Below are 12819 nucleotides of genomic sequence, written 5' to 3'. Positions count from 1 at the left end.
CGCGGAGCTCAGGTCGTCGGCGGTCCGGCGGCGAGGATGCGGAGCGCGGCCTGACCGTCGTTCCGCTGCTCCTCGGCCGACGGGACGCTGATCGTCGTCGTCCCCCAGCCTCCCGGCGGGGCCGGTACGTCGAACGTCGGGCGGTCAGCCACGGAACCGCTCCAGCGCACGCCCCAACGCCTGCTGCCCTGCGCGGCGTTCTCGGACGTCGAGCGACTCGGCAAGATCGAGTGCCGCCAGCACCACGTCCCCCTCGGCGAGCTCACGCACGACGCCGAGGTCCATCGTCGTCGCACGGAGCACGACGTCGCCGTCGTCGTCCCGATCCAGCCCGTACTGCGACACGAGGCCTCCGAGGTCGGCCTCGGCGACGTACCCGTCCAGCGCTGTCGAAGCCGTCAGCCCGAGACGCTGCTCCGCCTCCTGATGGTGGACGACGGCGTCGCTCAGATGCCGGGCGACGCTCGGATGGGCCCGGTAGCGCGTCACCGCGGCGCGGTCACGTGTCCTGACGACAAGCACCTCCGGCGAGTTGCGCCGAAGTTGTTGCCTGAGGCGGGACCGCTGGCTGGCCCCGATCCAGCCCGATCCCCGACCGGACAGCAGCGAGACAGCGGCCCATGCGGTCCCACTGGACCAGGCTCGGGTGTGGGCCCCGGACCGGACCGCCATATACCGGTCGACCGACGTCTCGTCGACCAGGCCGCGGGCTATCTTGCGCAGCTCGCCGCGGGCGACGAGGTGCTGCACCTGACGGACCGAGACGCTCAGCCGTCCGGCCGCGTCCGAGACCGTGAGCAGACCACCCATGACAGACAGTTTCGTCTTGACGAAGTCTTCCGTCAACAGGGTGATGTGCCGGGCCAGGCAGAGCCACCGTCCTGGCTCCTGCACTCCGGACTCTCACCTCAGCCCGACGCTCAGCCAGACGCGCGCACCACGAGCCGGGGTTCGAGCACCTCGTGCACGTCGTCGGCGCGTCCGCCGAGCCGCCCCGTGAGCAGCTCGACCGCCCGGGTGCCCATGACCTCGCGCTGCTGCTGCACCGTGGTGAGACGGGGCCGCGCACGGCGGGCCAACATCGTGTCGTCGTAGCCGACGACGGCGAGGTCGGCGGGCACGGCGAGCCCGGCGTCGAGCGCGTGGTCGAGCACGTCGCACGCCTCGACGTCGTTGCGGGCGAACACGGCGGTGGGTCGCCCCGGCCCGGCCAGGAGCTCCGCGACGCCGTCGGGCTCGACGGTCCGGACGTGACTTTCGAGCCCGACGGCGGCCATCGCGTCCTCGTAGCCGCGCCGTCGGGCCGTCCCGGCCGGCCGCCGTGAGCCGTTGACGTGCGCGATCCGCTCGTGGCCCTGCGCGGCGAGGTGCCGGACGACGAGCGCGGCGCCGTGCTCGTCGTCGTTGTTCACCGAGTCGATGCCGGGCACGGGTTCGGCCGTGCGCCCGACCATGACCACGGGGGCCCGGCGCGCGGCGGTGGTGAGCACCTCGGCCGGCACCCAGGAGGAGACGACGACGAGCCCGTCGACGCCGAGGTCCCCGAGCTGCTGGACGCGGTCGGCGAGCCGGTGTCGTTCCCGCGACCCGTGGGCGAGCACCACCGAGAGCCCTTGCGCCTCGGCGGCGTCCTCGACGGAGGCGACGATCTCGGTGTGGTACGGGTTGGCGAGGCTGGAGATGACCACCCCGACCAGCATGGAGCGACCCTGCTTGAGGGTGCGGGCGCTGAGCGAGGGGCGGTAGCCGACCTGGTCGGCGACGGCGAGGATGCGTTCGCGCGTCCGCTCCGAGACGCCGGGGTCGCCGCGCAGGGCGAGGGACACGAGCGACTTGGACACCCCGGCCGCGGCGGCGACGTCGAGCAGGGTGGGGCGGGGACGGCGAACGGCGGGCACCGGTCCATCCTGCACCGTGGCCGACGGGTGCGCGACGACGTCGGCCCGCCAAGGGAACCGGCGTCCGGCTCATGAACTGGAACGTTCCAGAAGTTCGGGTCGCGTTCACCGACCGGCCACCGCAGCGACGCCGCGGCGTCGTCGCGCCTCCCTAGCGTCGCCGCCGTGACCATCGCCCCGAGCCCCAGCGCACCAGCACCCCGTACCGCCGACGGCGGCACCACCGCCCTGCGGACGCGGCCCGCCGCGCTGCTGCTCGACTTCGGCGGCGTCGTCGTCACCACGCGGCAACGCCCGGACGGCCTGGAGCGGATGGCCGACCACGTCGCCGAGGTGCTCGCCCGCGCCGGGCACGAGCGCACCCCGGCCGAGCTCGTCCCGGTCCTGCGCGGCGGCAAGAAGGCCCTCAAGGACTGGAAGAACGCGTCGTCGCGACGCCTCGCCCCGACCGAGCTCGACCACCGCACCATCTGGCGCGAGTTCTACGGCTCCCCGCTGACCGCCGCCGAGCGCGAGGTCCTCGCCGGGTCGGCCGGCGCCCTGCAGGAGACCCTGACCCGCACGCTCACGGACCACCACCTGCGCCCCGGGATCGGCGAGCTGATCGACCTCGCCGCCACGCTCGGCGTGCCGCTCGGCATCGTCTCCAACGCCCACTCCGGCCGCGCGCACCGCGCGATCCTCGCCGAGCACGGCGTCGCCGACGCCTTCGCCGTGCAGGTGTACTCCGACGAGGTCGGCATCCGCAAGCCCCACCCCGGCATGATCGACCTCGCCGCTCGCGCGCTGGGCACCGAGCCCGCGCGGTGCTGGTACGTCGGCGACACCTACGACCGCGACGTCCTGGCCGGCCGGCGTGCCGACGTCGGCGGCCTCGTGCTGACCCGCGACCACCACACCGACCGGGTGCCGTTCCCGGTGGCCGACCGGCCCGACGTCGTCCTCGACGACCCCCGCGGCCTCGTCGACCTCCTGCGCGACGCCGCACCGTCGTCGTCCACGGACGTGCCTGCGGCGGCCGTCCCGGACCGCGCCCCGGCCCGGGACCGCACAGGAGTCAGCGCCCTCCTGCTCGACCACGGCGGCGTCATCGCCACGTCCCGCGCCGACCAGGCCGTCCGCCGCGGCTTCGCGACCGAGCTCGCCACCCGGCTCACCGCCGCCGGCTACCCGACCGGCACCGACGACGCCCTCGAGGTCCTCACTGTCGCCCGCGCCGCGCACAAGCGGTGGAAGGCGGCGCACGAGGCGGGCACGGCGTCCGACGACGGCACCACCGTCCCCGAGATCGACGCACCGACGTTCTGGGTCGAGCTGGTCGGGCCGCAGCTCGCCCACCACGGCCCCGGCGTCCGCCACTGGCTGCGCGCCGAGGCCCACGCCCTCATGGTCGGCTACGCCCGCACCAAGTCCGTCCCCACCGTCCGGCCCGGCGTGCGCGAGCTGCTCGTCACCACCCGCGACGCCGGCGTCCCCGTGGCGGTCGTCTCCAACACCGTCTGCGGACGCGCCGTGCGCGAGGAGCTGGTCGAGGCAGGCCTGGACGACCTGATCGGCGCGCACGTCTACTCCGACGAGCTCGGCCGCCGCAAGCCCGACCCCACCACCGTGCGCACCGCCCTGACCGCACTCGGCGCCGAGGCCGCGAGCGCCGTGTTCGTCGGCGACAAGCCGCAGCGCGACGTCGCCGCGGCCCGCGCGGCCGGCGTCGGGACCACGGTGCTCGTGCGCGGGGGCTCCACGGACGACGACGCGCTCGACGCCCTGCCCGCGGACGGCCCCCACACCCCCGACCACCTGCTCGACACCATGACCGACGTCGCCGCCCTGCTGGGCGTACGCGTCGACGTCGTGCAGGGAACCCCCGCCGGCACCCGCCGGTAGCCCGAGCAGTACCGAGACGAAACCCTCCAGGAAGGTCCTCATGTCCAGCGACGTCACCGCGGCGGGTGCGCCCCGCACCCGGCTCGCCGACCCTCGTCCGTTGTCCGGTTCGCAGAAGCTCATGATCCTCGTGCTGTCCATGACCCTGTACGGCGTGGGCGACATCGTCGCCAGCGTGGTGCCGGAGTTCCAGGTGGGGCCGCTCGAGCTGGGCGTCTCCTACTTCTCCTTCATCGCCGTGGTGCTCGCCGCGCTGCTGAACCCGTTCTGGGTCGCGATCGGCGCGCCGCTCGGCGAGCTCGTCTTCTCCGACATGCTGCTCGGCGACTTCTCCGGGTTCGGCGAGCTCGAAGGGTTCCTGCAGACGGCCCTGGCGATCTACGTCGCCGGCTGCCTGGTGCGCAACCCGCTCAACCGGGTCCAGGTCGCCCTGGCGCCGATCGTCATGGTGCTGGTCGACAAGGTCTCCGGCGGCATCGTCGACATCACCAAGGTCCTCATCGGGATCGACCCCGAGACCCTCGAGGAGGCGGACGGCCTGGTGGGGGCGTTCCTCGTCGCCGAGGGTCTGGACATCGTCGTGACCGTGGTGTTCTCCGGCATCCTGTTCGGCGCCCTGCCGGCGCTGTGGCTGACCCCGCGCCTGTACGGCAAGCTCGAGCCGATCATGGGGCTGCGTCCGCGCGACCCGGAGCACCCGCCGCGCCCGACCGGACCGAAGGGGACGCGCTTCTGGCCGGTCGCGGTGCTGGCGCTGGTCGCCGCCGCGGCGCTGGCCCTGCTGTCCCAGTGGGAGGAGTTCGTCGGCCGCGAGGGCGGCATCTCCACGATCGGGGCGTTCGAGCCCGACTACGTCGACCGGTACGGCGACGTGTGGCTGTGGATCGCCGCCGCGGTCGCGCTGGTCGTCGGTCTCGGCGTCTTCGTGATCGTCGCCGTCGTGCGCCGTCGCCGTGCCGCCGACGCGGCCGACGCCGACGCCACCGCCGGCACGCGTCGCTCGGACGACGAGGCGTCCTTCTGATGCCCGGCCGCGACGGAGCGCCGGCCGTCGAGGTCCGCGACCTGACGTTCCGGTACCCGGGCGCCTCGCAGGACTCCCTGCGCGGGGTGGACCTGACGATCGAGGCCGGTGACTTCGTCGCGGTCGTGGGCGGCAACGGGTCCGGCAAGACGACGCTGTGCAAGACGTTCAACGGTCTGGTGCCGCACTTCTGGGACGGCGACATCTCCGGGCGGGTCAAGGTCGCCGGGCGGTCCACCGCCCGGCGCACCGTCGGGGAGATCGCGCACGACGTCGGCTACGTGTTCCAGGACTTCGGCAACCAGCTCGTGCGGCCCACCGTGCTCGACGACGTCGCCTTCGGGCCGCTGAACTTCGGGCTCGAGGACTGGGAGGCGCGCACGGACGCGGCGCTGCGCGCCCTGGAGATCGACGACGTCGCCGGCACGCACACCTGGCAGCTCTCCGGCGGTCAGCAGCACCTCACGGCGCTGGCGGGTGCGCTCGCGCTGGCCCCGTCGATCCTCGTCGTGGACGAGCCCGCCGCGGAGGTCGACCCGCGCCGGGCGGCCCAGGTGTACGAACACCTGACCCGCCTCAACTCCCAGGGCGTCACGGTGGTCGTCATCGAGCACCACGCCGAGCTCATCGCCCGCTACGCCCGCAGCGTCGTGCTGATGGACGCCGGACGGGTGCGCTGGCACCTCCCGGTCGAGGAGGCCCTCGCCCGCACGGCCGACCTGGCCGACGCCCACATCCCGGCCCCCCAGGTGGTGGCGCTGGCCCAGGGTCTGGTCCCGGACGTCGCCGCCGGACGACGGCGCCCGCCGCTGACGGTCGAGGCCTGCGCCGCGCTCCTGCGGGAGGCGGGGCGGTCGGAGCAGCCGGGTGCCGCGCTGCTGCGCACCCCGGACCATCCGGGGGACGACGGTTCGCCGGCACCCGACGCGCCGCGCGCGCGTAACGCCCGGTCCGACGTCGTCGCGCGGCTGGACGACGTGCGGTACGGCTACCGCACGATCTCCGGCGGCAAGCACACCGTGCTCGACGGCTTCGACCTGACGCTGCGGGCCGACGAGCGCATCGCGCTGGTCGGCTCCAACGGCGCCGGCAAGTCCACGCTGCTCTCGCTGCTGTCCGGGCTGGCCGTGCCGGAGACCGGTACCGTCGAGGTGGACGGCCGCGACACGCGGAGCGTCAGCGCGGCCGAGCTCTCCTCCCAGGTCTGCTACCTGCTGCAGCGCCCCGAGGAGATGTTCCTGACCGACTCCGTGCGGTCCGACGTCGCCATGCACCCGGTCGGGCGGCAGGTCCCGGACGCCGAGGCCCTGGTCGACCAGGTCCTCGACCGCACCCGGCTGACCCACCTGGCCGACCGGGACGGCCGCCTGCTCTCCGGCGGTCAGCAGCGCCGGGCGACGCTCGCCGTCGGGCTGGCGATGCGGCCCGGACTGCTCCTGCTCGACGAGCCGACGTCGAGCCTGGACCTGCGCTCCCGCGACGACGTCATCGAGATGCTCGCCGCGCTCGCCGAGCACATCCGCTGCACCGTGGTGGCCACCCACGACATGCACCTGGTGGCCGAGTGGGCCGACCGCGTCGTCGTGCTCGACCAGGGCCGGGTGGTCGCCGACACCGACCCCGCGACCCTGTTCGACTCCCCCGACGTGCTGCGCCGCGCCCGCCTCGTGCCGCCGCAGGTCACGCAGGTCGGCCACGCGCTGGGCATGAACCCGCTGCCGCTGTCGGTCGACGAGATGAGCCGGCGCCTGGCCCCGCTACCGACCGAGGAGCTCGTATGACCACCGTCGACGTCGCCACGCCGGACGGCACCACCTCCGGCGCCGGCAGCACCACGAGCCGCAAGCGCTCCGGCCTGGACCGGATGTCCGTCGAGTGGGTCAAGCTCGAGCTGATGCGCGTCGCGTACGCCACGCGCGGCGGGTTCCTGGCCCGCCGCGACCCGCGGGCGGTGCTCGGCTGGTACGTGCTGTGCGCCCTGGCCCCGTGGTTCACCTACTCCACGCCGATCCTGGTCGCGCTGTTCGTCCTCGCGCTGGGCTGCGCGCTGGCCGCGCGGATCGGCCCGCTGCTGCTGGGGCTGTTCACGCTCGGCCTGGTGGGGCAGGCGGCGTACGTCCTGGTGCTCGTGCTGGTCCTCGGCGGGGACACGACGGCGCTGGACGGTCTGCTGCAGATCTCCCTGAAGCTCGGGGCGGTGTCGCTGGCCAGCATGGCGGCGTTCGTCTCCCTCGACCCGGAGAAGCTGTCCGACGGCCTGCAGGCGATGCGGGCCCCGGCCGTGCTCGGGTTCGCGATCAGCTACGGCTACCGGATGGTGCCGCTGCTCATCGACGAGTTCCACGACATCGTCGACGGTCACCGGCTGCGCGGCGCCCCGCACCGGGGGCACGGGTTCCTCGGCTGGCGCACGATCGCGCGGATCGGCCGGATCGCGGTGCAGGCGTTCTACCCGCTGTTCCTCAACACCGCCCAGCGCACCCGGACCACGGTCGAGGCCATGGAGACCCGCGGGTTCACGAGCGCCGGGCCGTCGACCGCGGGGCGGCGCCTCCGGCTGGCGCACCTGCGCTGGAGCGTCGGCGACACGCTGCTGGTCGTCGCGACGGCCGCGACGATCGCCGCCGTGTACACGTTCCTCCCGACGTCCTGACCCCGTGCGTCCCGCTGTGGGCATGAAATATGCAGGCTCGGACGGGTCCGAGCCTGCATATTTCATGCCCACAGCGTCGGTGGGGGCGGTGACCGTCAGTCGCCGGACGTGGCCCAGAACATCGCCGTCGCGACCTGGCTCATCCCGCCCTTGGGGTGGGTGCGGAAGAACGGCGTCGTGCCGAACACCACCGCTCGGGCACCCGTGGCGGTCTCCCCGGAGACGACGGCGGCCTGGCCGGCAGCCGCGTCCGGACCGGCGCCGTAGAGGGCGTTCCAGTGACCGGCGAGGAACGGCTCCGCGGCGTACGACAGCTCGACCGTGGTGCCGTCACCGAGGTCGGTGAACCAGACCGCCGGGTAGATGAACGACGTGGACTGCGGGAACGCCCCGAGGAGCGAGTCGCTCGGCGTGTCCACGGCCACGATCCCGTTGCCGCGCGAGTTCCCGCGCACGGCGTCGCCCTCGACCAGGCCGTAGGCCTCGGCGGCGGCGAACCCGGCGGTCGACTCGCCCACGATCGCGCCGCCGTCGTCCAGCCACTCCTGCACGGCGACGTCGCCCGCCGCGTCGGGGTCGAACGTCGAACCGACCCACAGCACGTCCGCGTCCTCCAGACCGGTGGTGCCGTCGGCCGCACCGGCCGAGACCCCGGAGGACGACACGGCCACCAGGTCGTCGAACCCGAGGTCGGTGAGGGCGAGCACGTCGTCCGACCCCCCGGTATAGGCGACGGTCAGGTCCTCGAGCTCGGGAGCCTCGTCCAGCGCCGCGAGCTCGGCGGACGTCACGGCCTCGAACGGGATGTCGTAGGTGACGACGGCGTCCGCGGCGGCCGGGAGACCCTCCGGTCCGACGACGGCACGCCCGTCGTCGAGGAGCCACACCGGGGCGTCCTCCTCGAGGAGGGCGTTCAGCGCCCGGAAGTCCTCGACGCCCGCCAGGTCGAAGGCGACGTGGTCGGCCTTCTTCGGCAGGCCGCCGTCCTGCGGGAGCCGGTGCAGCGGCGTCGTGCCGCCCAGCGCGGCGTCCGTCGTCGAACCGACCGGGACCACGGTGGCACCCCACAGGTCGGCGAGGCTCCACGCCGAAATGTCGTACATGGTGGGCAGCTTGGCGGAGATGTCGGACCCGGTCGCCAGCAACGTGTTCGCCAGGCCGCGGCGCGGCTGGTGCATGTCGACGACGATCGAGCCGGCCGGGAACGATGTCCCGTCGACCTCGGCCGCACGCCGGAGCGTACCGACCTCGACACCGTGGTAGAGCAGCGCGTCCACGAGGGCCTCGGCGTCGGACGACGAACGCTGCCCCTCGCCGACCGGGATGACGTAGGCGCGCGGCAGGTCCACCGGCTCCTGGTCGTCCGTGAGGTCCCACAGCTCCTTCCAGGAGTCGGGGCCCTCGACGTCGGCGATCGTCTCGGTGGTCAGCGACTCCTTGGGCGCACCCTCGACCCCACGGCGGAACGTCTCGATCTGGTCGGCCAGCATCTCGTCGCTGTGCGCGGCCACGTAGTCGAGCATCGAGACCATCGTGACGCGGGCGACCTCGGTGTTGACCGCGGCGTCCTCGGGAGTCGTGGTCCCCAACGACCAGGAGCGTCCGAGCGGGAGCTCGACGGTGCTGGTCACGGCGCCGTGGTAGGCGGCGTACTGCGCGGTGAAGATCGGCGGGTAGTCGTCCCAGCCCGACGGCGTGTCCCGGTAGGGGATCTTGATGTTCCCGGTCTTCTCGGTGGTCGAGCGGCCGGTCTCGGTGTCGAAGTACGTGTTGCCCTCGATGTCCGCGGCCACGACGTCGGCCTCGACCTGCTCCGCGAGGGCGTAGCCGTGCGGCAGGAAGAGGTCGTACTCGTAGTTGTCGCCGTGGGGCGGCCCGCAGGGCTCCACCTGGAGGACGCCGGTGTAGCCGTGGAAGTCCGCGGCGTACAGCGGCTGCAGGGTCTGCGCCGTGGCCACGAACGAGCGGGCCTCCGGCGTGGCGCCGGTGACCATGTCGCGGTTGGCGTCCAGGCCGAGCTCGGTGGCGCGGGTACCGATGGTGCGGCCGTCCGGGTTGAGCGACACGGAGAAGTAGAGGCGGTGGTTCTCCAGCAGCTCCGCGGTGGCGGCGTCGTCGGACGTGGCGAGGTCGGTGATGACCTGCATCGCGCCGTCGGTGCCCTCCCACTCGTTGCCGTGGATGTTGGCGCTGATCCACAGCGGTGTCTTGTAGCCGGCGGCGAGCCGGGCGTCCCCGGCGGCCTGCGCCGGGTCCTGCCGGATCTCCTCGCGCCAGCGCGTCTGCCGGTTCGTCTCGCCGCGCGACTCGGGGGCCGTCACGGTGACGAGGTACAGGTCCCGGCCCCCGGTCGACTGCCCGACGACCTGCGCCGAGACACGGTCGCTGACGGCCATGAGGTCGTTCAGCCGCGGCGCGATCTCGGAGTAGGAGATCGTCTCGTTGCGGGTGGTCGCGTCCTCCTCGGCGGGATCGTGCACGGTCAGCGTCGGCTGGTACGGGTACGACGTCGGCATCTCGATGCTGCCGTCCGTGGCCTTGGCGGGTGCGGTCTTCTTCGCGGCCCGCACCAGCTCGGAGAACGACTGCCCGCCGAACGGCGTCGCGCCAGCCCGGTCCCGCTCGGCCCCGCGGCCGTCGGAACGCCCCGGGGCGTCGTCCTCGTCGGCGACGGCTGTCAGGGCGCTGGTGCCGACCAGGCAGGTGGTGGCGACGGCCACGCCGCTCAGGCCGGCGATCGTGCGCTGGAATCTCATGGGTCCCCTTCATCGGTGCGTGCCGGACCCGGGCTGCGCACGCGGGTGGCGCAGGCTCCGGGACGTCAGCATGACCGCTGGACGTTTCGTGGATGTGACCTGCGCCACCCGATCGTGTTGCGTGCTCAGCGCACCGGTACCGACTCCGCGGGGGACCCCTCGTCGACGCGGGCGGCCCGCAGCCGCGACCAGACGACGGCGCCCATCGCGATGGCCGCGGCGACGAGCGCGATGGCGATCCGCAGCACGTGGTTGGCGTCCGCCGGCACGCTCATCATGACCACGGCGGGGGCGATCAGCAGCGAGACGAGGTTCATCACCTTGATCAGCGGGTTGATCGCGGGGCCGGCGGTGTCCTTGAACGGGTCGCCGACGGTGTCGCCGATGATCGTCGCCTCGTGCGCCTCGGACCCCTTGCCACCGAACGCGCCGTCCTCGACGATCTTCTTCGCGTTGTCCCAGGCGCCGCCGGAGTTGGCGAGGAAGATCGCCATGAGCACGCCGGCACCGATGGTCCCGGCGAGGAACCCGGCCAGCGGCCCGACCCCGAGGCCGAACCCGACGGCGATCGGCGCGAACGCCGCCAGGAGACCGGGGGTGGCGAGCTCGCGCAGGGAGTCCTTGGTGCAGATGTCCACGACCCGGCCGTACTCCGGGCGCTCCTCGTAGGTCATGATGCCCGGCTTCTCGCGGAACTGGCGGCGCACCTCGTAGACGATGGCGCCAGCGGCCCGCGTGACGGCGTCGATCGCCAGACCGGAGAACAGGAAGACCGTCGCGGCACCGAGGATCACGCCCACCAGGGTGATCGGGGAGACGATCTCGTAGCTGAGCATCGCCCCGACCAGACCGGTGCCGACCTCGGCGACGTCGGCCAGCGCCGTCTCGACGGCGTCGGCGTAGGACCCGAACAGCGCGGTGGCGGCCAGCACGGCCGTCGCGATGGCGATGCCCTTGGTGATCGCCTTGGTGGTGTTGCCGACGGCGTCCAGGTCGGTGAGGGTCTGCGCGGCCTCGTCGTCGCCGCCGTCCTCGCCCTGGGACATCTCGTAGATGCCCTGCGCGTTGTCGCTGACGGGCCCGAAGGTGTCCATGGCCACGATGACGCCGACCGTGGTGAGCAGGCCGCAGCCCGCGAGCGCCACGAGGAACAGCGACAGCCACAGGGAGCCCCCGGCGAGCAGGAAGACGCCGCAGATCGCGGCGGCGATGACGCCCGCGGTGTAGACGGCGGACTCGAACCCGACGCCGATGCCGGAGAGCACGACCGTGGCGGCCCCGGTCCTGGAGGTCGCGGCCACGTGCTTGGTGGGCTTGGAGTCGGTGCCGGTGAAGTAGCCGGTGAGCCACAGGATGACGCCGGCGAGCACGATGCCGACAAGCACCGCCAGCGAGGCGACGACCCGGGGGTCGCTGGAGACGTCGCCGAGGTCCGCGGTCCCGGCCATCTCGGCGAAGGAGCCTGGCAGGTAGGCGAAGGCGGCGATCGCGGCGAGCAGCGCGCCGACGACGGCGGAGATGTAGAAGCCGCGGTTGATCGCCGTCAGCCCCGACTCGCTGCCGCGCACCTTGGTGATGGCCACGCCGAGCAGGGCGACGAACGCGCCGATGGCGGTGACGATCAGGGGAAAGACGAGGCCTTCCTCGCCCATGACCGCGCGGCCGAGGATGAGCGCGGCGACGAGGGTGACGGCGTAGGACTCGAAGAGGTCGGCGGCCATGCCGGCGCAGTCGCCGACGTTGTCCCCGACGTTGTCGGCGATGGTGGCGGCGTTGCGGGGGTCGTCCTCGGGGATGCCCTGCTCGACCTTGCCGACCAGGTCCGCCCCGACGTCGGCCGCCTTGGTGAAGATGCCGCCGCCGACGCGCATGAACATCGCCAGCAGCGCTGCTCCGAACCCGAAGCCCTCCAGCACGGCGGGTGCGTCCGTGCGGTAGACGAGCACCACCACCGACGCCCCGAGCAGGCCGAGCCCGACGACGGACATCCCGACGACGCCGCCGGTGCGGAACGCGATCCGGGCACCTGCGGCCCGCCCGTCCGGCCGGGTGGCCGCCGCCGCGACCCGCACGTTGGCCCGCACGGCCAGCCACATGCCGAGGTAGCCGATCGCGGCGGAGAAGCCCGCACCGACCAGGAACGCCACGGAGCGGCCGATGCGGATGCCGCCGTCGCCCGGCAGCAGGAACAGCAGCGCGAACACGACGATCGCGAACAGCGCGAGCGTCCGGAACTGTCGGTTGAGGTAGGCCGAGGCCCCCTCCTGCACGCCGCGGGCGATGTCCTGCATCGCCGCGGTCCCGTCCCCGGCGGCGAGCACCTGGCGCCGCAGGGTCGCCGCGCAGACCAGGGCCGCCAGGGCGACGACTCCGATGACCGCGACGATCGTCACGCTGTCCGACCCGAGTTCGAGCATCCGTCCTCCTCGACGTGCTGCCGCGTCCGAGAGGTCGCCGTCGACCGCGCCCCGGACGCCCGTGGTGAGACCCCGCCGTCGCCGTTGACGACGGGATGCGCGCGAGTCTACCCACATGTGACGGCCGTCACGAACAACACGGTGACCAGCGCCGACACGTCAACGTTGTCACCGGCACCGACCTGCC

The 12819-nt window shown here is 73.2% G+C and carries 9 protein-coding genes; 4 read left to right on the top strand and 5 right to left on the bottom strand.

Annotation, left to right across the window (positions count from 1 at the left end):
• Nucleotides 1-8: 8 nt before the first annotated feature.
• The 3 genes from HDG68_RS09120 to HDG68_RS09110 all read right to left on the bottom strand — a co-directional run bounded on the left by HDG68_RS09120 (nt 9) and on the right by HDG68_RS09110 (nt 1898).
• Entirely contained in the window at nt 9-152 is a 144-nt protein-coding gene (locus tag HDG68_RS09120) for a hypothetical protein (protein WP_172151277.1), read from the bottom strand.
• On the bottom strand, nt 145-810 hold the full coding sequence (locus HDG68_RS09115; protein WP_172151274.1) for a helix-turn-helix domain-containing protein: 666 nt from the start codon (nt 808-810) through the stop codon (nt 145-147). Before HDG68_RS09115 ends, HDG68_RS09120 begins: the two co-directional genes overlap by 8 nt.
• A 110-nt stretch (nt 811-920) precedes the next feature.
• The gene (locus HDG68_RS09110) at nt 921-1898 is read right to left on the bottom strand and encodes a substrate-binding domain-containing protein (RefSeq protein WP_216648167.1); all 978 of its coding nucleotides are present in this window, start codon (nt 1896-1898) and stop codon (nt 921-923) included.
• 165 nt (nt 1899-2063) lie between these two features.
• Here HDG68_RS09110 and HDG68_RS09105 point away from each other — a divergent pair, with 165 nt between their 5' ends.
• The 4 genes from HDG68_RS09105 to HDG68_RS09090 are packed head-to-tail and all read left to right on the top strand — an operon-like array spanning nt 2064 to nt 7459.
• Complete coding sequence (locus tag HDG68_RS09105; protein ID WP_216648166.1) at nt 2064-3782, top strand: HAD family hydrolase; 1719 nt, start codon at nt 2064-2066, stop codon at nt 3780-3782.
• 40 nt (nt 3783-3822) lie between these two features.
• Nucleotides 3823-4806, top strand: coding sequence for a DUF8171 family membrane protein (locus HDG68_RS09100; RefSeq protein WP_172151272.1), 984 nt, complete (start codon nt 3823-3825; stop codon nt 4804-4806).
• The gene (locus HDG68_RS09095; RefSeq protein WP_172151270.1) at nt 4806-6587 is read left to right on the top strand and encodes an ABC transporter ATP-binding protein; all 1782 of its coding nucleotides are present in this window, start codon (nt 4806-4808) and stop codon (nt 6585-6587) included. The genes HDG68_RS09100 and HDG68_RS09095 overlap by 1 nt, the downstream gene beginning before the upstream one ends.
• A complete protein-coding gene (locus HDG68_RS09090; RefSeq protein WP_172151268.1) occupies nt 6584-7459 on the top strand; it encodes an energy-coupling factor transporter transmembrane component T family protein in 876 nt (291 codons plus the stop codon). Before HDG68_RS09095 ends, HDG68_RS09090 begins: the two co-directional genes overlap by 4 nt.
• A 95-nt stretch (nt 7460-7554) precedes the next feature.
• Here HDG68_RS09090 and HDG68_RS09085 read toward each other — a convergent pair whose 3' ends face one another.
• The gene (locus tag HDG68_RS09085) at nt 7555-10215 is read right to left on the bottom strand and encodes a M14 family zinc carboxypeptidase (protein ID WP_172151266.1); all 2661 of its coding nucleotides are present in this window, start codon (nt 10213-10215) and stop codon (nt 7555-7557) included.
• Between the two features lie 125 nt (nt 10216-10340).
• Entirely contained in the window at nt 10341-12632 is a 2292-nt protein-coding gene (locus HDG68_RS09080; protein WP_172151264.1) for a sodium-translocating pyrophosphatase, read from the bottom strand.
• Nucleotides 12633-12819 lie beyond the last annotated feature (187 nt).

This window comes from Isoptericola chiayiensis (genome assembly GCF_013149805.1).
In the GTDB taxonomy this organism is placed as follows: Bacteria; Actinomycetota; Actinomycetes; order Actinomycetales; family Cellulomonadaceae; genus Isoptericola; species Isoptericola chiayiensis.
The sequence above is the reverse complement of the archived record's forward strand: the minus strand, read 5'-3'. Positions and strand labels throughout refer to the sequence as shown.